Annotated in this window: 27 protein-coding genes and 1 other annotated feature; of the genes, 23 read left to right on the top strand and 4 right to left on the bottom strand. The window is 40.2% G+C overall.

The window, feature by feature from the left end; translation table 11 throughout:
• Positions 1-30 precede the first annotated feature (30 nt).
• The 11 genes from FPV17_RS14380 to minD all read left to right on the top strand — a co-directional run bounded on the left by FPV17_RS14380 (position 31) and on the right by minD (position 11,257).
• The gene (locus tag FPV17_RS14380; protein ID WP_144559314.1) at positions 31-1,317 is read left to right on the top strand and encodes a bifunctional folylpolyglutamate synthase/dihydrofolate synthase; all 1,287 of its coding nucleotides are present in this window, start codon (positions 31-33) and stop codon (positions 1,315-1,317) included.
• 225 nt (positions 1,318-1,542) lie between these two features.
• Positions 1,543-2,280, top strand: a complete 738-nt coding sequence (locus FPV17_RS14375; RefSeq protein WP_144559313.1) for a prepilin peptidase — start codon at positions 1,543-1,545, stop codon at positions 2,278-2,280.
• A 45-nt stretch (positions 2,281-2,325) separates the two neighbouring features.
• Positions 2,326-3,396 (top strand): hypothetical protein, encoded by a 1,071-nt coding sequence (locus FPV17_RS14370; protein WP_035395472.1) that lies wholly within the window; start codon positions 2,326-2,328, stop codon positions 3,394-3,396.
• A 91-nt stretch (positions 3,397-3,487) separates the two neighbouring features.
• Positions 3,488-5,437, top strand: a complete 1,950-nt coding sequence (locus tag FPV17_RS14365) for a S9 family peptidase (protein ID WP_144559312.1) — start codon at positions 3,488-3,490, stop codon at positions 5,435-5,437.
• A 243-nt stretch (positions 5,438-5,680) separates the two neighbouring features.
• Positions 5,681-6,262 (top strand): Maf family protein, encoded by a 582-nt coding sequence (locus FPV17_RS14360; RefSeq protein WP_035395471.1) that lies wholly within the window; start codon positions 5,681-5,683, stop codon positions 6,260-6,262.
• Positions 6,263-6,275: 13 nt separating this feature from the next.
• The gene (gene radC / locus FPV17_RS14355; protein ID WP_144559311.1) at positions 6,276-6,965 is read left to right on the top strand and encodes a RadC family protein; all 690 of its coding nucleotides are present in this window, start codon (positions 6,276-6,278) and stop codon (positions 6,963-6,965) included.
• Between the two features lie 242 nt (positions 6,966-7,207).
• Positions 7,208-8,239, top strand: coding sequence for a rod shape-determining protein (locus FPV17_RS14350; protein WP_035395468.1), 1,032 nt, complete (start codon positions 7,208-7,210; stop codon positions 8,237-8,239).
• Positions 8,240-8,250: 11 nt separating this feature from the next.
• Positions 8,251-9,153, top strand: a complete 903-nt coding sequence (mreC, locus tag FPV17_RS14345; RefSeq protein ID WP_144559310.1) for a rod shape-determining protein MreC — start codon at positions 8,251-8,253, stop codon at positions 9,151-9,153.
• Positions 9,150-9,674 (top strand): rod shape-determining protein MreD, encoded by a 525-nt coding sequence (gene mreD / locus FPV17_RS14340; RefSeq protein ID WP_060703835.1) that lies wholly within the window; start codon positions 9,150-9,152, stop codon positions 9,672-9,674. The genes mreC and mreD overlap by 4 nt, the downstream gene beginning before the upstream one ends.
• A 66-nt stretch (positions 9,675-9,740) precedes the next feature.
• On the top strand, positions 9,741-10,427 hold the full coding sequence (gene minC, locus FPV17_RS14335) for a septum site-determining protein MinC (protein ID WP_144559309.1): 687 nt from the start codon (positions 9,741-9,743) through the stop codon (positions 10,425-10,427).
• 32 nt (positions 10,428-10,459) lie between these two features.
• A complete protein-coding gene (gene minD, locus FPV17_RS14330) occupies positions 10,460-11,257 on the top strand; it encodes a septum site-determining protein MinD (protein WP_035395463.1) in 798 nt (265 codons plus the stop codon).
• 214 nt (positions 11,258-11,471) lie between these two features.
• Here minD and FPV17_RS14325 read toward each other — a convergent pair whose 3' ends face one another.
• Complete coding sequence (locus FPV17_RS14325) at positions 11,472-11,927, bottom strand: cyclic pyranopterin monophosphate synthase MoaC (RefSeq protein ID WP_052008031.1); 456 nt, start codon at positions 11,925-11,927, stop codon at positions 11,472-11,474.
• 154 nt (positions 11,928-12,081) lie between these two features.
• On the opposite strand from FPV17_RS14325, the gene FPV17_RS14320 reads away from it, so the two are divergent.
• Positions 12,082-12,615, top strand: a complete 534-nt coding sequence (locus FPV17_RS14320) for a biotin transporter BioY (protein ID WP_035395461.1) — start codon at positions 12,082-12,084, stop codon at positions 12,613-12,615.
• Positions 12,616-12,644: 29 nt separating this feature from the next.
• Here FPV17_RS14320 and FPV17_RS14315 read toward each other — a convergent pair whose 3' ends face one another.
• Positions 12,645-13,562, bottom strand: coding sequence for an aldo/keto reductase (locus FPV17_RS14315; RefSeq protein ID WP_144559308.1), 918 nt, complete (start codon positions 13,560-13,562; stop codon positions 12,645-12,647).
• Positions 13,563-13,681: 119 nt separating this feature from the next.
• Here FPV17_RS14315 and FPV17_RS14310 point away from each other — a divergent pair, with 119 nt between their 5' ends.
• The 10 genes from FPV17_RS14310 to FPV17_RS14270 all read left to right on the top strand — a co-directional run bounded on the left by FPV17_RS14310 (position 13,682) and on the right by FPV17_RS14270 (position 20,373).
• Positions 13,682-14,401, top strand: a complete 720-nt coding sequence (locus FPV17_RS14310) for a peptidoglycan DD-metalloendopeptidase family protein (protein WP_052008030.1) — start codon at positions 13,682-13,684, stop codon at positions 14,399-14,401.
• 49 nt (positions 14,402-14,450) lie between these two features.
• Positions 14,451-15,236, top strand: a complete 786-nt coding sequence (locus FPV17_RS14305; protein WP_144559307.1) for a M50 family metallopeptidase — start codon at positions 14,451-14,453, stop codon at positions 15,234-15,236.
• Between the two features lie 69 nt (positions 15,237-15,305).
• Entirely contained in the window at positions 15,306-16,790 is a 1,485-nt protein-coding gene (locus FPV17_RS14300; RefSeq protein WP_186370626.1) for an Rne/Rng family ribonuclease, read from the top strand.
• A 55-nt stretch (positions 16,791-16,845) separates the two neighbouring features.
• Positions 16,846-16,919: a sequence feature (ribosomal protein L21 leader region), on the top strand.
• Positions 16,920-16,931: 12 nt separating this feature from the next.
• A complete protein-coding gene (gene rplU, locus FPV17_RS14295; protein ID WP_035395457.1) occupies positions 16,932-17,240 on the top strand; it encodes a 50S ribosomal protein L21 in 309 nt (102 codons plus the stop codon).
• 5 nt (positions 17,241-17,245) lie between these two features.
• Positions 17,246-17,587, top strand: a complete 342-nt coding sequence (locus FPV17_RS14290) for a ribosomal-processing cysteine protease Prp (protein ID WP_035395455.1) — start codon at positions 17,246-17,248, stop codon at positions 17,585-17,587.
• A 4-nt stretch (positions 17,588-17,591) separates the two neighbouring features.
• Positions 17,592-17,870, top strand: a complete 279-nt coding sequence (gene rpmA / locus FPV17_RS14285; protein ID WP_038481584.1) for a 50S ribosomal protein L27 — start codon at positions 17,592-17,594, stop codon at positions 17,868-17,870.
• Positions 17,871-18,084: 214 nt separating this feature from the next.
• The gene (locus tag FPV17_RS14280; RefSeq protein ID WP_144559305.1) at positions 18,085-18,372 is read left to right on the top strand and encodes an AbrB/MazE/SpoVT family DNA-binding domain-containing protein; all 288 of its coding nucleotides are present in this window, start codon (positions 18,085-18,087) and stop codon (positions 18,370-18,372) included.
• 59 nt (positions 18,373-18,431) lie between these two features.
• On the top strand, positions 18,432-19,580 hold the full coding sequence (locus FPV17_RS14275; protein ID WP_246117041.1) for an amidohydrolase: 1,149 nt from the start codon (positions 18,432-18,434) through the stop codon (positions 19,578-19,580).
• Positions 19,581-19,608: 28 nt separating this feature from the next.
• Positions 19,609-19,743, top strand: a complete 135-nt coding sequence (locus FPV17_RS22395) for a hypothetical protein (RefSeq protein ID WP_281284303.1) — start codon at positions 19,609-19,611, stop codon at positions 19,741-19,743.
• A 6-nt stretch (positions 19,744-19,749) separates the two neighbouring features.
• On the top strand, positions 19,750-20,373 hold the full coding sequence (locus FPV17_RS14270) for a uracil-DNA glycosylase (protein WP_035395450.1): 624 nt from the start codon (positions 19,750-19,752) through the stop codon (positions 20,371-20,373).
• 1 nt (position 20,374) lies between these two features.
• Here the strand turns inward: FPV17_RS14270 and FPV17_RS14265 are convergent, their stop codons facing one another.
• Together FPV17_RS14265 and FPV17_RS14260 are read right to left on the bottom strand one after the other, a co-directional pair.
• Positions 20,375-20,818, bottom strand: a complete 444-nt coding sequence (locus FPV17_RS14265) for a DUF4385 domain-containing protein (RefSeq protein ID WP_144559304.1) — start codon at positions 20,816-20,818, stop codon at positions 20,375-20,377.
• Between the two features lie 74 nt (positions 20,819-20,892).
• Positions 20,893-22,008, bottom strand: coding sequence for an NAD(P)/FAD-dependent oxidoreductase (locus tag FPV17_RS14260; protein ID WP_060703844.1), 1,116 nt, complete (start codon positions 22,006-22,008; stop codon positions 20,893-20,895).
• Between the two features lie 130 nt (positions 22,009-22,138).
• Here FPV17_RS14260 and FPV17_RS14255 point away from each other — a divergent pair, with 130 nt between their 5' ends.
• Positions 22,139-22,831 carry a gamma-glutamyl-gamma-aminobutyrate hydrolase family protein gene (locus tag FPV17_RS14255; RefSeq protein ID WP_144559303.1) on the top strand — a complete coding sequence of 231 codons (693 nt, stop codon included), beginning with the start codon at positions 22,139-22,141 and terminating at the stop codon, positions 22,829-22,831.
• Positions 22,832-22,839: the final 8 nt, after the last annotated feature.

Genomic DNA, 22,839 nt, shown 5'->3' with positions numbered 1-22,839 from the left:
CTGAGCTCCTTTTTTAAGGAGAGACGTGCAGTGAAAACGAGTGAAGAAGCAATTGCATGGATTCATTCCTTGCTGCCTTTTGGTATTAAGCCCGGCTTAAAGCGAATGGAATGGATGCTTGAGAAATTAAATCATCCGGAACAACAGATAAAAGCTGTTCATATTGGCGGAACAAATGGGAAAGGGTCCACTGTAAGTTTTTTAAGACATATACTAGAAGAAGAACAATTTCAAGTAGGAACATTTACGTCTCCCTACATAGAACGATTTGAAGAACGTATCTCAGTTAACGGCAATCCAATTTCTAGTGAAGATTTAGTGTGGGGAGCAAACAAAGTAAGACCTTTGGTTGAACAATTAGCGGATACGGACCTTGGTTCGCCAACAGAATTTGAAGTGATTACGACTATTATGTTCCTCTATTTTGCAGAGCGAGCAAAACCAGATATTTGTTTAATTGAAGTAGGTTTAGGTGGTCGGTTTGATTCGACCAATGTGATTCAACCGATCGTATCGATGATCACAATGATTGGACATGACCACATGCATATTCTTGGAAATACCCTGGAAGAGATTGCGTTTGAGAAAGCAGGGATTATTAAACCGAACACGCCAATTATTCTTGGTGACATTCAAAGTGATGTGCGAGCGGTCATTGAAGAGCAAGCGCATAAAAAGCAGGCAGCTATTTCAATTCTAAAGGATGATTTCACATACGAAACGATGGACACAAGTCGATTTACGTATCAAGGTAATTCGTACACGGTGTCAATGCTTGGAGAGCATCAGCATCATAATGCTGCGCTTGCATTAAAAGCAAGTGAAGAAATCGAGAAGCATTTAGACCGACCCATATCCGATTTTGCAAAAGGAGAAGGATTACGAAAAACAACATGGCCAGGTAGGATGGAGTGGTTAAGTAAGTATCCTGCATTATTAATTGATGGTGCACATAATCAAGAAGGCTTTCATGCACTTGCACAGACGTTAAGGCAACAATTTGCTTCCAAAAAAATTGCGTTATTTATCGGCGTGACAGAAGGGAAAGACGTTGCACCTTTAATAAAAGCGCTCCAATCTATGAACGTTTCGTATTACTGTTGTTCCTTTTCATTCTTTCGTGGGATGCCTGCAAAAGAATTGTTTCAACAAATTGAGCAAGTTGTACAAAAAGAAGAAGTGGTTGATTGGAAGACAAAAATAGTAGAGAAAATAGAAACAGCCGCTGCGGATGAAGTCATTATTGTAACTGGCTCTCTTTATTTTATTTCAGAGGCTCGTCATTTTCTGAAAAAGAAGGAAGTCGGAAACATTTAGTTAAGATAAACAAAGAGAATGCTGTCCTATTAAAGTGAAAAAACCTGATACGATTCATTATCGGTTTTTAGCACATGCTCTAAAGGACAGTGATCTTTTTTATAGTTGCAATAGCAAAAATTTTATTCCGCACATGAGTGGAAATCATTTTCTAAAATAGCAGGGAAAGAGACAAATGGTGTGGAATGAGTAAAGACACATAAAGTAGAAGGAGGAACATAGCGGTTGGCTGAATCTTTTGTAATCGGCATCTATATAAGCCTCGTAGGGATGGTTACAGGCTCGTACTTTCTTTCATTTCTGTCCCGTGGAACGTTCAAGCAAACGATGAAAGGGCGATCAAAGTGTGAACATTGTCAACAGACAATCCAAGCCATCGACTTGATTCCTGTTATCTCTTATTTGTTATTAAGGGGAAAATGTCGCTTTTGTCATCAGAAGATCCCTTTTTACTTTCCTCTTATTGAAGTCATAACAGGTGTCTTATTTTTTCTCTCTTGGTATTATGCTAATCACTTCGTAGACTATGTTATGTCGTTTTTACTCATTTCAATGTTAATCCTCCTTACACTTACAGATATTCGCTCCTTTCGCATACCAAATCGTATTTTACTCTTGTTTTCCATTCCGCTCCTTGCGCTACGATTCTTTGTTCATCCCATTACGTTTGATCTTTTTTCATTGGTCATTAGCCTTGTACTTTTGAGTACCTTACTTTATGCTTGTCAAAAAGAACAGCTCGGTGGTGGCGATGTTAAATTATTTCTTCTTTTTATGCTGTTGTTTGGTATTCAATCGACATTGCTCATTATTGCAGTGGCTTCCTCAATTGCCCTATTATTTGTGTTTATACATCCCTCGTTTAGACAGAAATATGAAGACAGTAAGCGAATGAAAATTCCGTTTGCACCATTTATTAGCATCGCCGCACTAATTGTCTATTTTTTACCTTATGTGGTCTAAATAAAGACAAGCCTCATATGTATAGAGGGAAAGGGGTGTTTACTTATGAGTGATCAAAAGCATTCGATGAATTTTAAGTTCCCGCAATCAATGAAAAAAAACAGTCGTCCTGCACCCAAAAGTGAAGACTCAGAACCGATTGAAGTGATTAGCTGGGATCGTTCAGTATTTCAAAAAAACCATTCAACGCCACAAGATAATGACGATTTACAACCAGAAGAAGATAAAGTTGTGGACTTCACTGAAAAATTAAATGTGAAAAAATCTGGAAATGAGCCTTTTTGGGATGATGGTGACCGCTCTAAAGGACCAAAGCTCCCTCCTAAAAATCGAAAAAATAAAATCCAGCTGTCCATTCCTTGGCCAATTGTTGGTGCTGTTATGTCTGCTATTGTTGTTGGACTAGGACTTGGTATTGTTGTCTTCCAATTCTTTTTAAACGATGACACGGCGTATGGCGAGGCTGTTATTCCTGCTCAAGCAACGGTCTATACAGATGTCTCCTTTCCAAGCTTACACGTGGACGTTGTTCAAGGAGCCGCATTCACAGATATGGAAACAGCTGAAAAAGTTGTATTAGAGACAAAAGAAAAAGGGCTGCCTGCCGTACTCATACCAGGTGAGGAAACGCAATATATGTTTTTAGGAGTAGCTAATGATCAAGCAAGGGGTACAGAACTAAGCGAGCATTACGGTGAACAGGGACAGGAGACATATGTGAAGACGTATACAGTAGAGGGTGGTGAAGTGTCAGTCGGTGGAGAAGATGCTGCAAATTGGTACACGAGCGCGAATGCAGTCTATCAGTTTTTGAATAACGTTTCTTCCCAATTCATTGTGGCAAACGAACGCGGTTCCATTAGCAAGGAGAATATAGCACAATTAAATCAGTCTGTTGAGCATTTGCGCGATTCTCGTGATAGAGCTTTTTCACAAATGAATGAGCAAGCTCGTGAAAAAAGTTTGCAGTATGCGGATACATTATTTTCGGCTGTAAAAGAACTGAATACCTATCATGAATCTAACGAAAACGATGCGCTTTATCACATACAACAACAGTTACTTCAGCTCATTGTCCAATATGAAGAAGTAGTAACATTTATTAATGAAGAATAGCCAGTGCCATTAAAAAGATGTCATTTGACATCTTTTTTCTTTCGTCTTCCGAAAGATTTCGATATACTTTACAAAAAAGGAGGTTTATCGAGTGAAAGAGTTAATGGCACAATCTTTATATCAATTAAGCACGGTAACGAATCCAGTTGTTTCTCCTGATGGAACAAAAGCAATCCTTGTCGTGACGAACTTAGATGAGCACGAGAATACTTATCAATCTCATTTATATGTAATAGACATAAAGACAGGTAAACAAACTAAATTAACCCAAGAAAAAGGTAAGCATGTGGCGCCTCAGTGGCTACCAAGTGGTGATGGCTATACATATCTATCCAATCGCGAAGGAAAAAACCAAGTATTCTTAAAGCAGGGCTTGGCCGATGCCAAGCAAGTAACGTATGAGGAACATGGGATTCTTTCTTATATGCTGGCCCCCGATGGAGCAACAGTCGCGTATTCAACGTTTTTTAAAGAGTCCGAAGAAAATGAACAAGCACGACAAAAACCAGAGCCGCTTGTTATTGATCAAATGAAATATAAGTCTGACCAGCGTGGTCTGCATGACGATCGAGTGATGCGCATTGGAAGCGTTGATTTAAGGACAGACAAACAACAGTGGCTAACTACTGATCAATATGATAGTCAGCTATTAGACTTTTCGGGAGACTCCCGTCACATTCTTTTTGCGAGTGATCGAGCGGAAAACCGTGATTTCTCATTTAGCGCACACGCCTACCTTATTAATATGGATACGAAGCAGGAGCGGCAAGTGACGAAAGAAGTTCAAGTGATTACTGGCGGAGCTGTGTCGCCAGATGGACAGACAATTGCTTTATTGAGCCATCAACGGGAATATGAGAATGCGACTCTTCCAAAGATAAACATTTATCGCACCGGTACTGTGGAAACACTAAATCTAACAGAAAATGTCGATCATTTTATTGGCGATATAGCAATTGGAGACTTTTTACAGCAAACAGGATCAAATCGATTGCGTTTCTCTAACGATGGTCAGTCGCTATATACGTTGGTTTCCAGCGAAGGGGCAGTAAACGTATGGAGATTCTCACTAAATGGTGATCAGCAAAAGCTGACTAACACGGATGCACATATAAACGGCTTTGATTTTTATCAAGATGAATTCATTGTAACCCATAGTTCTGTTGTGGAGCCAAGTGAATGTTATCATGTAAGCAATAAAGACAAGGCATTAAACCGTTTAACAACGTTTAATGAAGCATTTGAAGAAGAATTCCAAGTTAGTGTTCCTGAAAAAGTAAATGTTAGCCGGGAAGATGGTTCATTTGTAGAGGGCTGGTTAATGAAACCGACTTTTTACGAAGAAGGTCAAACGTATCCGTTGATTTTAGAAGTGCACGGTGGACCACATGCGATGTACGCGAATACGTATTTTCATGAATTTCAAATGTTGACGGCAAAAGGATACGGTGTGCTTTATACAAATCCGAGAGGAAGCCATGGTTATGGACAAGCCTTTGTTGATGCTGTTCGCGGCGATTACGGTGGAGGCGATTTTCAGGATCTTATGGACATTCTTGACGATGTCGTTAAAACAAATAGTTGGGTTGATGAGTCTAGGCTTGGTATGACTGGCGGAAGCTACGGTGGGTTTATGACGAATTGGGCGGTTGGTCATACCAATCGATTTAAAGCAGCTGTTACGCAACGTTCGATTTCAAACTGGATTAGCTTTTACGGCGTTAGTGACATAGGGTATTATTTTTCTGACTGGCAAATTAAAGCTGAGCTTGATGAGATGGAGACTCTTTGGCAACATTCTCCTATAAAATATGTTGCCAATGTGGAAACACCTTTGCTTATTTTGCACGGTGAGAATGACCTTCGATGTCCAATAGAGCAAGCAGAGCAACTATTTATCGCATTAAAACGATTAGGCAAACAAACACGGTTTATTCGTTTTCCTGAAGCGAATCATGAATTGTCCAGAAGTGGAAAACCGAGTCTCCGTGTGAAGCGATTAGAAGCTATTCTAGGTTGGTTCGAAGAGTATCTTTCGTAATAAGTCAACTTCTTTCATACTTAAATTTATATTACGGTATGTTGAGAAGATACGTAGCTAAATAGAATGTAGGATAGCAGAACTCTGTTAAATTTAACGAAACAGAAGAAGTATTATAGAGACGAAAAACCTTACATCATCAGGTTTTTCGTCTTCTTTTAAATTGTTGTTGTTTTTTCCTCTTTACTATTGGTAAACTACTTCTAACACCTGTACAATAAAAAGAAAAAGTAGAGGTGCTTTATGATCCATCCCCTTCTATTAGCTTCTAGTTCCCCAAGGCGAAGTGAACTCCTTAAACAATGCCACATTCCATTTTCTGTTTATGCAAGCGAGGTAGACGAATCACTAGATGGTAAACAATCAACCGAAGAAGCGGTCTGTATTCTTGCACGTCGAAAAGCCAGTGTTGTTGCGAAACAATTTCCGGATCACGTTGTGTTAGCTGCTGATACAATTGTGTCTCATAATGGCCACCATCTGGGAAAGCCACAATCAAAGCAAGAGGCACAAGAAATGTTACTTTCATTGTCGGATTCAACTCATAGTGTCTCTACCGGAGTTGCGCTTTTTCAGCGTGAAAAGTCCATTCTTTTCTCTCAAACAACCTACGTGACAATGACATCGATTCAAAATGAACTTCTGCAGCAATATTTAGAAACAGATGAATGGTGTGATAAAGCGGGTGGATATGGCATTCAAAGCTTAGGTGCCATGTTTGTTTCAGAGATAAAAGGTGATTATTACACAGTTGTTGGTTTACCAGTTGTTAAAACCATTCAAGCTCTCGCTACCTTTCGCATTTTCCCTAAAATCTCTAAATAAAGGAGCTACGTACGTGTCCATTATTATTCGCGATGTCCCTCTTCAAGAGCGTCCCCGAGAACGATTCCTCCGTGAGGGGGCGAAAGCCCTCTCAAATCAAGAAATCCTTGCCATTATGCTCCGTTCAGGTACAAAGCAATACTCGGCGTTGCAGGTTGCTGCTCAATTGCTTTCTACTTATAAAACATTAACTGCTTTAAGTGAATCATCACTTGAAGAAATGAGGCTCATTAAAGGGATAGGAGTAACAAAAGCAATTGAACTTGCAGCGGCAATGGAACTTGGTAAACGAATAAACCGAGAAGGAAAAGGACAAAAAAGAGTCATTGCTTCTCCAGATGATGCGGTTCAGATCGTTGCCGATGATCTAATCGGCATTCATCAAGAGCATTTTGTCGTACTTTATTTAAATACCAAAAATTATGTAATAAAACAAAAAACAGTCTTTATTGGAAGTTTAAATGCGAGCATCGTCCATCCACGAGAGGTATTTAAAGAGGCATTGCGTACGTCATCCGCTGCTGTTATTTGTCTTCACAATCATCCGAGTGGTGATCCTTCTCCTAGTCCAGAAGACATTAATGTAACGAAAAGACTGAATGAAGCTGGAAGAATACTTGGCATCTCACTTTTGGATCACATTATCATTGGTGATGAAACTCATTATGTGAGTTTAAAAGAACGTGGATTTATAAGTATGTAAAATTATCAATAACCATGGAATCACTTTTTTTTGCCTAGGGAACTTTAAGGCTATTTTTTTTGCTTACAATTCGATATAATAAAGGGTATGAGTTTGCGTTATAGTGATGTCGAAATGTAGCGAAAGCATGCACATCCATTATAAATAGAATGAAAAACCACGAACCTACGTGAATGCAAAGGGAGGAATCTGTCTATTTATTAGGTCGCTTGTACAGAAAGCGAAAGAGACAGTATACATACATGTTTGGAAATAGAGACATTGGAATTGATTTAGGGACAGCAAATACACTCGTTTACACAAAAGGAAAGGGAATTGTGCTTAGAGAGCCATCTGTTGTAGCACTACGTACAGACACGAACTCAATCCAAGCGGTGGGAAATGACGCAAAGAAAATGATTGGTCGTACGCCAGGGAATATTGTGGCGGTTCGACCAATGAAAGATGGTGTCATTGCTGACTTTGATACTACTGCAACAATGCTTAAGCATTTTATTCAACAAGCAATGAAAAATAGTTCGATGTTTAGCCGCAAACCAGCTGTCATGGTGTGCGTGCCGTCTGGTATTACAGCAGTTGAAAAACGAGCTGTAGAGGATGCAACAAAACAAGCAGGCGCAAAAGAAGCATACACGCTAGAAGAGCCTTTTGCGGCTGCAATTGGTGCAAACTTACCAGTTTGGGAACCAACCGGTAGTATGGTAGTTGATATTGGTGGTGGTACGACAGAAGTCGCCATTATTTCATTAGGCGGAATTGTAACAAGTCAATCCATTCGCGTAGCTGGCGATGAGATGGACGATGCCATTATTCAATATGTGAAAAAGACTTACAATCTAATGATTGGGGAACGTACAGCCGAAACATTAAAGCTTGAAATTGGTTCAGCAAGCGCTGACGACGAAGAAAGTCAGGATATGGATATTCGTGGTCGAGATCTTTTAACTGGACTTCCGAAGACGATTACGGTAACGTCAGGTGAAATATCCAATGCGCTTTCGGACACAGTGGAAACGATTATTGAAGCAGTTAAAGATACACTTGAGCAGTCACCACCTGAGTTAGCCGCCGACATAATGGATCGTGGTATTGTCTTAACAGGTGGAGGAGCATTACTGAAGAATTTGGACAAAGTGTTAAGTGAAGAAACAAATATGCCTGTTATTGTGGCTGAAGACCCACTTGATTGTGTAGCGATTGGCACAGGACGCGCACTGGAAAATATTCATTTATTCCGTACAAAAGCAGGTTCAGCTCGATCAAATTGGAAATAGAGGGATAGAGAATGCGATCTTTTTTCTCTAACAAGAAGCTCATTGTTTTATTAGTAAGTATTATCATTTTAATGGCGTTAATTGGCTACACGATGAGAGACGACCGGAATTTATCTCAACCAGAACAAATTATGCGTGATGCCATTGGTTGGGTTCAGAACTTAGTGTCTGCACCCGCGCATTTTATTGGTGGGATTTATGAAAATGTAAGTGAGATCATTCATGTATACGATGAGAATCAATTACTACGCACACGATTAGAGGAATACGCACAGTTATCTGTTCAAAAAGATTTGTTGGATGAAGAAAACGAACGTCTAAGAGGGATGTTAGATATTGACGAGACCCTTAGCGACTACTCTCGTATATCGGCTGTTGTGATTAATCGTTCACCTGATGCATGGGAGCAGTATATTGGCATTAATCGCGGTCAGAGAGATGAAGTGACAGGTGATATGGCTGTTATCGATTCACAAGGTGGATTGGTTGGGAAAGTGACTGACGCAAGTAAGTTTACTTCTTTTGTGCAGTTATTAAGTGATAATGACCCAACTAATTTAGTGTCAGCACAAGTGCTCGTTGAGGAAGAAGATGAGGATCCAGCTATGGGCTTTATTGAAGGGTACGATGTCGCAGAAGATTTATTGATTATGCGAAAAGTGGATATCGACGTGCCGATTAGCGAAGGGGAAACGGTAACAACATCTGGTTTAGGCGATGTTTACCCTTCAGGCTTATTAATCGGTGAAGTAGAGAGAGTGGAAGTAGATGAATTTGGCCTATCTCAGAATATCTATATTCATCCAACTGCTGATTTTTCAAAACTCGACTACGTCTTCGTTGTTCAAAGACATTTACCTAGCATGGATTCAGCCGAAGAGGACCTGGGTGATGAAGAGGGTGAGGGAGAATGAGTCGGACCTATTTTTCCATTGTACTCGTTTTTCTTTTCATTTTAGAAGGCTCTCTTCTTCCTTATATGCTGGCTAACTATACAGAAGCGACACAATATGTCGTTCCAAGGTTAGTTATAATGACCATTGTCTTAATTGGTTTATATTCAGGCAAGCAAGTTGCGCTTATTTATGGACTTGCTTTTGGTCTCCTTTATGATGTTGTATTTACGAATTATTTAGGGATCTATATGTTTGGATTTGCTTGTTTAGGCTATCTATCAGCAGTTCCGTTAAAAGCGGTAAAAGAATCGGCGCTTTGGGCAGTTTTACTTTGTACAATAGCTGTTTTTCTCTTTGAATATTTTCAATATGGTCTGTTTTATATTCTAAGTGTAACGACGATGACGGGTGGGGATTTCCTTCTCGACCGTTTGCTACCAACACTCGTTTTAAACAGTGCACTAGCCATATTATTAGTGTTACCGTTTAGAAAATTAGCGAACCATGTAAATGAGCAAGCAAGCTTTCGCAATCGTTAAAGCAGGAATTATGCATTAAACGTGGAATGTATTGTTACAATGGGAGTTAGTAGAGGTGAAATAGGGATGTCACAAGTGAAATCACTCGTTACAATAAAAGGAACAAAAGATGGTTTGATCTTTTTGTTAGATGATCGTTGTTCATTTGATCAGTTAATAGAAGATCTTCGTGAGAAATTATCATCTGATTACTATAAAAGCGAGAAGAATGATCCAATTGTTTACGTACAAATTGATTTAGGTAATCGATTATTAACTAAATCCGATCAGGAAACGATTGAATCCATTATTACATCGAATAGCCATTTGCGCGTCCATCACTATCATTCGAATGTTGTGACGGTTGAAAAGGCAAAAGCGATGCAAGAGGAAGTACAGACGGCAACCTTAACGAGAATGATTCGGTCTGGTCAAATCGTTAAAATGAAAGGAAATGTCCTTCTAATTGGTGATGTGAATCCGGGTGGCTGTTTAATGGCTACTGGCAATATCTACATTATGGGGGCGTTAAAAGGGAAGGCTCACGCCGGTTATAACGGTGATACGAGTGCCTTTATTTGTGCGAGCCATATGTCTCCAACAAGCTTACATATTCATGAACATATGCTTCATTTTGCTGATAAAACAATTGAAGATGCTGAGATGCAGGCGGTATTTATCGACAGTACGAGCGGTGAAATGACCTTGACAAAAGTGCAACGTTTATTTGATGTAGAGAGTAGAGGATTAAAAGAGGCCGAAGCGGTTTCTTAATTTGGATCGTACGAAAGAAAGGGGATATGAGCGTGGGCGATGCAATTGTAATTACAAGTGGTAAGGGCGGTGTAGGAAAGACAACTACATCTGCAAACATTGGAACTGCGCTTGCTCTAGAAGGAAAAAAAGTATGCTTAATTGATGCGGATATTGGCTTAAGGAATTTAGATGTTGTGATGGGTTTAGAAAATCGGATCATCTTTGACTTAGTTGATGTCGTGGAAGGTAACTGTGACTTGCACCAAGCATTGATTAAAGATAAACGTTTCGACGGGAATCTGTACTTACTTCCTGCAGCACAAACGAAAGATAAAACGGACATTTTACCAGAGCAAATGAAGCATCTTGTAGATGAATTAAAACAAGAATACGACTTTGTGATTATTGATTGTCCAGCTGGGATTGAGCATGGCTTTCGTAATGCGGTAGCCGGTGCAGATAAAGCGATTGTTGTTACCACGCCAGAAGTCTCGTCTGTAAGAGACGCGGATCGTATTATCGGTCTTCTTGAACAGGAGAACGTTGAACGTCCTCGTTTGGTAATTAATCGAATTCGAACGCACTTGGTGAAAAATGGTGAAATGCTCGATGTAGACGAAATTACGAAGATCCTTGCAATTGATTTAATTGGCATTGTGCTCGATGATGATCAAGTGATAAAGCATTCTAATAAAGGCGAACCGATTGCTTTACATTCAACGAGCAAAGCATCTATTGCTTATCGAAATATAGCACGTAGAATTCTTGGAGAAACGATTCCTTTAATGTCAATTGAAGAATCGACAACAATGTTTACAAAGATCAAACGTTTGTTTGGTGTTCGATAAGGAAAAGTAGAAACGGAGCTGAGTCCATTAAGGTCATGTATCAGACTTTAATGGGGTTAGCTTTTTTTTGTTTTTAGAGACTTCTAATTTGAAGATGGATCGAATTGATGAGCTTCTACAAAAAGAAAGGGCTTTTGCTTGCTACTACGTAATGGGACGATCGCTTTTTAAATCGGTTTAGGGCAATGCGTTAAACAAAAGAAAAAAGAGCGATTCACGCTCTTTGGTTGCCTTTCCGAGAAAGATAAGTAGGTCCTAGCACAATCGATTGCGCATCGTGCTGACATAAATCATAAACAGTTAATGCGGCAATAGAAGCTGCCGCCATCGCTTCTGTGTGAATCGGCAAAGGGTGCTTTGCTTTTGCCTCTACCTCTATAATTAAATCCCAGCTGCCTGAATTGACTTCCCAGTTAAACTGTATCGCTATGTACGTTAGTTCTTTTGGGTGGTTATTTGGCAGAAGCGTTGATGTGTTTTTAGCAGCCATGATCCCAGCAAAACGTGCGTTCTCTAAAATATGCTTATGCCGTAAATCGCCATTTTGAAAGTTTTCGTAGAGCTCTTTATCAATTTGAACGCTTGATTTTGCATAAGCATGCTGTTTTATTGCATTCATTGATGAAATATCAATAAAGCCACTAGAATCAACTTCTTGCCTTCGCCTCATCCTACCCCTCTTTTCTCGACAGATTGTTACCGTAATCATAATCGACAGAACCGGTCTACGTCAAGATTGTCATGATTGTTAACCGTTTATAAATTAAGTTGACAATAGGGCGTTCTTCAGCTAATGTATAAGAAAAAAGAGTGGGGTAAGTCGAATGGGGATTCGAGATTTAACAAAAATTTCAATGATGACAGCTGTAATGGCAGTGCTTGGAGCGATACCTCCAATTCCGTTACCGATATCGCCTGTGCCAATTACAGCACAGTCCATTGCGCCAATGATTATTGGTGGTCTACTTGGTGCAAAACGAGGATTTTTAGCCGTATTATTATTTGTTTTCCTTGTTGCATGCTCCCTTCCTTTGCTTGCTGGTGGAAGAGGTGGGGTTGGAGTACTTTTCGGTCCTTCTGGGGGGTACATCATTGGCTGGATGCTTGTCGCGCTAAGTGTAGGGTACGTTGTGTCAAGAATGAAAAAGAGAACGTTTTTTAACGTATTTTGTGTAAATCTTCTATTTGGATTAGGTTTACTATACATATGTGGTGCTGGCTATTTAGCGGCTACTACTGGTGTTTCAATAAAAGAAGCATTTGGAATGACACTAGCTTTTGTACCTGGAGATGTCTTAAAAGCCATTCTTGCGACTTTTATAACGCTTCGAGTACTACGAGCAGTTCCAGCCATTTAAGAGAAAAAGACCGGGGCCACGGTCTTTTTTTACATACGATGCTGTTCATAAACATCTTGTTTTGCAATGCGTGCGATATTCTCCAACTCTTTTTGTGCTAATGATTCGTCTGTAACAGCTTTTACATTTTGTCGAATTTGCTCTATACTGCTTGCCCCTGCTACGACACTTGCAACAGGTGAGTGTGATAAACAGTAGTGATAGGCAAGTCCATTTAATGAGTGGGTGTGCCCATAGTTTTGTTGAAGAACATCTCTTAATTGTGCTAGCTCTTTTGAAGAGTAGGATAAATAGCCATCTTTAGCTGCTTTCACCTGTTGCAATGCTCGATTTGTTAAGATGCCTTTTGCTAATGACCCTCTAGTAACAACGCTAATAGGTTTCTCCTCTAAATAAGGGAATAATTCTTCTGGACGACGATCAAGGATGCTGTACTGCATCATAATGGAGACGATTCCAGAGCGCTCCGCATATTCTTTAATGACATTTGGACGGATGGAAGAAAGACCATACTCGCGAATGTATCCTTCTTTTTTCAATTCTTCGAAAGCAGAGATCGTCTCGTCGATAGGGTCTTCAATGGTTCCACCGTGTAGCTGAAACAAATCAATATAGTCAATGTTCAAACGTGAAAGACTATTTTTAGCGGCCTCTTTTATATGAGACTTAGAAGGGTCCCATTCCCAGCCTTCTTTTCCTGGTGTAAACCGATTGCCAGCTTTTGTCGCAAGAATGACTTGGTCCCGCTTTCCTTTAATTGCTTCTCCTATAATCTTTTCATTTTGCCCATAATCATACAAATCCGCAGTATCCAAGTAATTAACGCCTAGATCAAGTGCTTCATCAATGATGGATTTAGCGGTTTCTATGTTTGTTCCAAGAGACATTCCACCTAATCCCATCTTGCTGATGTATAGGGACGATTGTCCAAGTTTCCTTTTTTCCATATTACCACTCCTTCTTGAGAATCTATTCCCTATTTATTTTAGTATTAATCTGAATAGATGAACAGGACAAGTCATACGATGAAAGAAAGTGTGTTTCGCACGTTAAGGAGGGCTTAAAGGTGGATCGACGAAAACAAATTGAAAAACAAATTGCTTCCATGCAGAAGCAAAAAGAAGACAACCCTAAACAAGTAGAGGACCGAATGCCATTTCAACGGTTAGAAGACAAGGAGCCAACCTCTTCTCGCTTTCATAAATTTGCGCTGCAAGCGATTCTATCAGGTTGTTTGTTCTTTGCAATCGGAATCGCCTATGATGCTAATCATAAGCAAGCGGAAAGTGTTCAAGCATTCGTCAATCATTCTTTTGAAGAACATTTTCAATTTGCGGCTGTTTCTTCTTATTTTGAAAGTGTATTTGGTTCACCATTGGAACTATTGCCTGATCAAAGGGCACAAGAAGGTAGTGATGACATTGTCAATTATGCATTACCTGCTTCAGGTAGTATTAAAGAAAGCTTCTCAGAAGATCGAAAGGGCATTCTACTTGAAACAGGTGTTGAAGAAGTTGTAAAGGCAGTGAAAGGCGGTCATGTCATTAATTTGTATGAAGATGAAGAGTCACTTGGGCAAGTGGTTGAGCTTCAGCATCAAGACGGAACTGTATCTGTTTATGGAATGCTAGATGATGTTCATGTACGCCCGTATGATATTTTATCAAAAGGATCGGCAATTGGTACGATCCTAGAAGCGGATGAAGAGCAGGCAGGATTGTTCTACTTCGCATTAAAAGAAAATGGTGAGTACATTGACCCTAGCACTGTGATGAACTTTGATTAATTTTCTAAAAAAAATACACATCCACCCGTTTTTTTGGGTCATTATTGCAATGGGTGTGTTAAGTGGGCGTTTTAAAGAAGTGCTCATGCTCTTATTCATCGTTTTTGTCCATGAAATGGGTCATGTATGGATGGCGCGGCGGTTTAATTGGGACGTTATTAAAATTGAACTACTGCCTTTCGGTGGAGCCGCTGTTTTAGAACCTAAAGGCATTCGACCTGCTAGAGAAGAGGCATGGATTGTCTGTTGGGGCCCCTTACAACATACTTGGATGATGGGGCTTTCCTATTTCCTTTTACACACGACAGACGTTTGGATGGTACAAGACCATCAACTATTTATCAGTCACAACATGGCCATTTTACTCTTTAATTTAATTCCCATTCATCCCCTTGACGGCGGGAGACTTGTCCATCTTCTGTACAGTGCTTTCCTGCCTTATAAACTGGCAATGAGAGCAACACGGTTAACGTCACTTATCCTGCTTTTCATTGGTTTCTTTGTTGTACTAATTTTTATGCTCAAGTTAAATCTTATCATGATTTTCTCTTTCTTGATCCTCACCTTGATTTTAGATTATCGCCAACGGAATTATCGATTTATACGTTTTTTAATGGCTAAATTAGACGATCAAACCTCAACAAAAAGGTCGAATCTTTATGTTGAGAAAGAAACGACGCTTAGAGTAGTGAGTGAGAAGATTAGAAAAAATCACTTACACACTGTTGTATTAGTAGAGAATCATGTTCGAACCACTTACTCATTAGCGGCAGTGTTAGACGTCTACTTTCAAAAAGGAGCGCACGTGACCATAGACGAATTGAATAAGAGATAACTAGACATGATTGTGTCTTCTTTTTGCATCCTTTACAATAAGAAGGTAGGAAAAAGGAGCAGTATACGAATGGCCAAAACAATAAGAATGAAAAAAACAGCATTGAAAAGAGAAGCGGTCGTTATTGACGATCATGAAAAAGTAGTAGAGTGGTATATCGAGAGCGAGTTTATTTCTAATCTAGTTGGATCTGTTTTTAAAGCGAAAGTCGAAAAAGTGATGCCAAACATGCAGGCTGCGTTTGTGTCAATCGGTGGCGAAAAGAACGGTTTTCTTCATCGAGACGAGTTGTTAGCTTTTCAAAGGGATGCTCGTCAAGGGAACGAGGAGCGGTCAATCAACCAATATGTAAAAGCGGGTACCGAGATTATCGTGCAAGTAACGAAAGAAAGCGATGGAACAAAGGGGCCTCGACTAACAGAAATAATTTCGCTACCAGGACATGCGCTTGTTTACTTACCAGAAGGGCACGGCGTATCCATATCAAAGAAGATTCGTGAAGAAGAGACGCGCCAATCTCTAGCTGAGCACGTTACTTCTTTTCTACAAGGCGAAGAGGGCGTTATTGTAAGAACGCAAGGTGAAAAAGCTACACTAGCCGATATTGAAGAGGAAATGCGTTTTCTAAGAGCACTATGGAAGAGAACACAGACAGATCAGTCACAAGTTCCGTCACAACTGTTCCAAGGTTCATCTTTAATTGAGCAATTGATAAAACGCCAGTCGAACGATGAGCTTCATGAATGGATTGTTGACGATTATGATGATTTTCAAATGTTGAAACAACTCCTACCTGCTTCACTGAAGGAAAGGGTTCGACTTACAGCAGGAAGTGAAGATGTTTTCTTATCTGTTTCAGGTCAGCTTCACAAAGCGCTACGACGCCATCTATGGTTGAAGAATGGTGGCTATTTAATCTTTGATGAAACAGAGGCGCTTACTGTTGTAGATGTAAACTCAGGAAAATACACTAAAAAAGCAACAAAACCCCAAATGGCCTTTGAAGTAAACCAGCAAGCAGCAGTGGAAATTTGTAGACAACTGCGCTTACGAAATTATAGCGGTATGATTTTAATCGATTTTATCGAAATGGAAAGCGAAAAAGCACAACGAGACATCTTGAAGCGAGTTGAAAAAGAGTTACTGCAGGACCATATTAAAACAAGTGTAAAGGGTTTTACGAAGCTAGGCATGCTAGAGCTGACACGCCGAAAAGCATCGTTACCGATGGCAGATATGTTGCAGGAAACTTGTCCAACTTGCCAAGGCAGTGGACGCATTCTTACGAATCATGGCTTTGCTTTTCAACTGGAAAATGAATTAGCCCAGCAACGAGGTGCTGAGTGCATGCTTATTCAAGCTCGTCCAGAGCTAGTTCATCTATTTCATGAAAACGATGAAGCTGTATTAAAGCGATTAGAGTATTGGTTGAATTCAAGTATTATTCTTCTAAGCACAAACCAACTGCCAGTAGAAAAGCCATATGATATTCTGTTTCAAGGTGACGAACAGGCTGCAAAAAAACGACTTAAAACCCTTACGAACAATGATTGACAGTGAATTCGAAACTGTGCTATGATGATGTGTGTTAGTGATTTGGTGGCACCCAATGAACTTACAACCGCGCGGATTAGGTGTTAAACGGATACGCTCCTGCCTAAAATGGCGAGTCTTATGTTATGAGGAGGTGCAGAAATGTACGCAATTATTGAAACTGGTGGTAAACAAATCAAAGTTCAAGAAGGTCAAGAGATCTACGTTGAAAAACTAGATGCTGAGGCTGGAGCAGAAGTAAGCTTTGATAAAGTCCTATTTGTAGGTGGCGATTCAGCAAAAGTCGGCGCTCCATTCGTAGAAGGTGCATCTGTTACGGGAACGGTTGAAAAACACGGACGTAATAAGAAAATCATCGTATACAAAATGAAAGCGAAGAAAAACTACCGTCGTAAGCAAGGTCATCGTCAACCGTATACAAAAGTTGTAATTGGTAAAATTAACGGCTAAGCCCGATGATACGTATTCAATTTCACCATGATCAAGAAGAGAATATTACCATGTTTACGATGAGCGGACATGCTGAAGCAGGTCCTCATGGACAAGATATTGTTTGTGCAGGTGCTTCTGCTGTTTCCATTGGAGCGATAAATGCTGTTCATTCGTTATGTGGTGTTGATCTTGTTGTTGATTTGGCTGGTTCAGAAGGTGGTTATTTACACTGTGAAGTTCCAGAAAATCTGGATACAAAAACATATGATCAAGTTCAATTGCTTTTGAAAGGGATGGAACTTTCTCTTCATTCAATGGAACAATCATATCGCTCATTTATGAGTATTGAAACCGACAGGAGGTGACGATATGTTAAGAATGGACCTTCAATTTTTCGCATCGAAAAAGGGAGTAGGTAGTACGAAAAACGGTCGTGATTCTCGTTCTAAACGCCTAGGCGCAAAGCGTGCTGATGGTCAAACGGTAACGGGAGGATCAATCCTTGTTCGTCAAAGAGGTACACGCGTTTACCCTGGAACAAACGTTGGTAAAGGTGGAGACGACACTCTTTTTGCGAAAGTAGACGGTGTTGTTAAATACGAGCGCGTTGGTCGTGATCGTAAACAAGTTAGTGTATATCCAGCATAAAACCTTGCATACGCAAGGTTTTTTTTGTTGAAAAAACAGCTGTGCGAAAATGATTAAAAAGTACTAGATAAGCTAGCAGCTTTTGGAATTCCGATGCGACTTAACACTAATTTTGTCGAAACACACTGTTAAAACAGGAAAAGATGAAGTAAACTAGAGTGGTGAATAAATAGGTAAAATTAGGAATTCGTCAAATCAAGGAGGAGTTAAAAAAGTGAAATCAACAGGTATTGTTAGAAAGTTAGATCAGTTAGGCCGAATTGTGATTCCCAAAGAGTTAAGAAGCATGTTAAATATTGAAATTAAAACACCTCTTGCTATTTTAATTGATGGAGATCAAATTGTACTTGAGAAATATCAGCCCTACAGTGCGTGCTTAATTACTGGGGAGAGTTCGGATGAAAATATTAAACTCGCAAATGGTAGTATTTGTTTGAGTAAAGAAGGCGCCGAACAACTCATTAAAGAACTACAAGAAAAAATGGAGGATTCCCACCGTTAGCCAAAAAGAAGGCAGCGGTTTTTTTGCGTCGAACTAGTATAGAGAAAGGGGAGGATAAAGTGAAACAAACAGTCATAAGGAACGGTAAAGTCTGGTCAGGTGTTAAGACAGAAGAAGAATCTGTTGAAATCTTACTAGAAGGACATCAAATCATTGATGTTGCAACGAAGGTTAATAGCAAAGAAGATTGCGTGATCATCGATGCAAATGGAGGCTGGGTTACACCTGGAATTATAGACGTTCATACTCATCTAGGTGTTTACGCACAAGATGTGGGAAAAGCGGGTCATGATTTTAACGAAATCACTAAACCGTGTACACCAGAAGTACGAGCTCTTGATGGGATTGACCCAAGTGATAGTGGCTTCTTTGATGCGCGAAAAGCGGGTGTGACAACCGTTCAGGTTCTTCCAGGGAGCGCGAATGTGATTGGTGGCGAAACGTGTGTAATCAAGACAACTGGTCGTTCTGTAGAAGAAATGATTGTTAGAGCACCATCAGCGATGAAAGCCGCTTTAGGAGAGAATCCGAAATCAGTTCACGGGGCAAAAGGAAAAATGCCTATAACGAGAATGGGGGTTGCTGCTGTTCTTCGTCAAGAACTAATGCATGCACAGGATTACTATAATCGAAAAGCTAAAGGTGAATTATTGACGAGGGATTTGGGGATGGAACAACTGTTGCCAGTTCTTAAGGGTGACATACCAATGCGCATTCATGCACATCGAGCAGATGATATTATGACAGCCATTCGGATAGCAAAAGAATTTTCGATTGAAATAACCATTGAGCATGTAACAGAAGGTCATCTCGTTGAAAAAGAACTGCTTGATAGTGGCTTTCGTTTTACGATTGGACCGACATTTTCTGCACGGTCTAAGCAAGAACTTGCTAATAAGAGCTGGGATACGGTGAAAGGTTTTGCAGACGCAGGTGTTCCGTTTACCATCACAACAGATCATCCAGTTATTCCAATTGAACATTTAGTAACGACTGCAGGGTATGCGCGAAAGCATGGGATTGATGAACATACACTTTTGAAAGCCATCACGGTGTATGCAGCAGAACATCTTCAGTTAGAACATCGAGTAGGAACCATTGAAAGCGGTAAAGATGCCGATATTGTGATTTGGAGTGGTCATCCATTAGCGATTGACACTGTAGTAGAACAGACGATTATAAATGGTGAAGCGGTCTATACTAGGTAATAAGACGAAAAAGAGGAAGTAGGTTTCTATGAAAAGCCGAGATCAACACCAGCTTCACACATTGCATCAAATGATATGGTGCGCAACAAGCGATGGAGAGCGTAAACGATGCATTACGAAGTTAGCGCTCTTACAAGCCCAATTAAAGACTAAAAGAGGCTAAGAAACAATGCTCAAAAAGGAATTAATACGAGACGCACAACGAGGAATGCAGCCTTTCCCTTGCGAGGGGTTTTTACATGGGGAAGGCAATGAAAAGGCGCGTGTTCTATTTGTTGGGGAAGCACCAGGACGAACGGAATTAGTGACTGGAAAACCTTTTTCGGGACGATCTGAACAAAGTTTTGAAGCGTACTTACAGTTAATCGGTCTAAGTCGTGAGGAGATTTATGTGACAAGTACTGTTCGTAGTAGGCCTTATAAAACAGATCGAAAAAGCAAAAACAAGCCGATACAAGAACGCGGAAATCGTACGCCAACAAAAAGGGAGATTGCCGCGCATGCAGTTCTTCTAGATGAAACGATTGCTTCTATTCAGCCTGAAGTCATTGTTACGTTGGGCAGAATAGCTTTGGAACGCTTAGCTGGTTCTCCGTTTAAGGTAAGCGAGCAACATGGAAAACCTTTTTGCACAAAACTGCTTTCCTATGGATTAGAGGGTACGTACATACGAGATAATAGGGCAATCATCTTTCCGACGTATCATCCTTCTTCTATTTTTTACCGACCGGCCATTAAAGAAACGATACTAGCTGACATGAAACGTTTAAAACAGCTCTTGACCATTTTGTAAGTTATCCATAACGGTCTTGATGCTGTTTTTTCATGTTTAAATAGTCTTTATCTTCTCGAACTATTTTCCACTTTTCTTCAAAATAACGTGCTGCTTTTGCCTTTTCTTCATCAATATCTCGTTTATTTAAATGACCATCTTGATCGTATTTTTTTCCACCTGGATAATTGGCATATCGTCTTGCCCTCGTATAGCCCATTTGCAGAAATTTTCTTGCCATGTCCATACCTACGAAATCTTCCTCCTTTTGATATTGGAGAAACTGTTCGTATATTTTCTCTGCAGAAGCCTTAGCGATATCAGGTGTTTTAAAGCGCCAATGAGGTAAAATTTCACTTTTATAGGGTTCAACCATTAAGACCCCTTGCTCGCCTCTGCCTACTAAATACTTTTCAGGGGATTTACGATGATTCGCATGTTTATCCATTTGTTTGTAGTAGCTCATCCTAACACCTCCATTCATACCATACCCGTATGACACAATCTGTAAGCAAAAAAAGCCCAGCGTATGGACTGGACTTAGTGCTTGATAATAGATGCTACATCAAACAGGGATGGAGAGAGCGGTACTTCTCGATTAGCGACAGATTCAGCAAGTGCATAGCCGATATATGGACCAGCAGTAAGACCTGTAGATCCAAGTCCATTTGCAATCCATACTGTTTTTTGGTTCGGTAGTCTTCCGAACAATGGCATATGGTGAGGGGCAACTGGACGGAAGCCGACTTTTGTATCAATGTATGTAGCTGCTTTTAAACCAGGAGCGACAGACAGTGCTTCATGAAGTATTGTATGAACGGCGTCAACGGTTATAGACGGTTCAAAGTTTGTATGATTTTCGTAAGTAGAACCTGCGATAATCTTTCCTCCTTCGAAAGCGAGAAGATATTGATTTCCAGGAGGAATAACAACTGGCCAACGAGATGTATCTGCATCAATTTGCATATGGACAATTTGTGCTTTTTGATCCCGAATATCGATTGTCATCGAGGTTGATTCGAAAAGCGGTTTTACCCAGGCACCATTCGTAATAATAAGTTCATCATAGTCGAGTTCGCCAGCACTTGTAACGACGGCAATTCGACCATCCTCATGCTCTTTTACAGATGCCTCATCGTGAAGAATTGAAGCACCGAGGGCTTGAGCAGCTTGCTGAATTGAGTTTGTTAACAGCTGACCATCTACACGACCTGCCCCTTCTACTAAGACACCGTAATACTCTGAGTGGAGAAGAGGGAAATGCTCCTGTAGCTCTTCCCCTTCAAGATAAGTGAGCAAACCAATTTCCGGTGCCTCCCGACGCTTCTCTGTTGCACGCTCAATAGTTTCTAAAACATTCTCTTTTTTTTCATGTATCCATAAGGCTCCAGTACGCTTAAATCCAGTCTCTTCTCCACCAAATGCTGTTAATGATTTCACAAACGATGGGTAATAAGCTGCGCTTCGTCTTACTAATTGGTACCATGCTTGATTTCTTCTTTTTGATAGCCACGGACAAACAATGCCGGCTGCAGCATTTGTAGCACGATGGGGATGACGGCTATCTATTAGAATGACGTCATAGCCTTGTTTTGCTAAATGAAAAGCTGTGGAACTTCCAACAATCCCACCACCAAGAATCACAATTCGCTTCATAAATAAAATGCCTCACTTCTGTTCAAACGATCATTAGAAAAGCGTAGCGAATTCAGTAGGAAATGTCAATTGTGCCCTTGACATCATTTTTAAGGCTACGCATAGTGTAAGTAATAAAGGAGGCTTGCAAATGATTCTAATTGGAATTACCTCATCTATTGTTGAAGAAGGAAGACTGAGTACAGCCATCGACAATATCTCGTCGATAAATGGTAAAACTGTACTTCCGGTTGTCTTACCAAACATTGAGCCTGACAAAGCATGGCACTACATAAAAACAGTAGACGGCGTGTTATTAACAGGAGGCGGGGACATTAACCCGATGTTATTTAATGAAGATCCACACCCGGATTTAGGCGATCTTACCCCCGAGCGGGATCATTTTGAATACGAACTAGCGAAAGCGGCTTTAGCTGAAGGAAAGCCAATATTGGGCATCTGTCGTGGCATGCAAATCTTAACTATTGCAGCCGGAGGCGATATGTATCAGGACTTACACACACAATATGAAGGAGAACTCGTGCAACATCGTCAACGAGCACCTAGGGAATATAGAAGTCACCAAATTCAACTAAAGGCATCGTCGAAATTAGAATCAATTGTTAACTGCACGACTATGTACGTGAATAGTTTTCACCATCAAGCTGTCCGCAATGTATCATTTCCTTTTCAAGCGGTTGCTTGGACGAATGACGGTGTAATTGAAGCAATTGAACATCAATCTCACCCTTTTCAAATTGGTGTTCAGTGGCACCCGGAAAATTTGACAGATGAGCAGTCGAAAAAATTGTTTCAAGCCTTTATTCATGCATGCACATCATAAGCAAAATG

The organism is Shouchella miscanthi, assembly GCF_007725405.1.
In the GTDB taxonomy this organism is placed as follows: domain Bacteria; phylum Bacillota; class Bacilli; order Bacillales; family Bacillaceae_D; genus Shouchella; species Shouchella hunanensis.
This window is presented reverse-complemented; position numbering and strand designations above follow the sequence as displayed.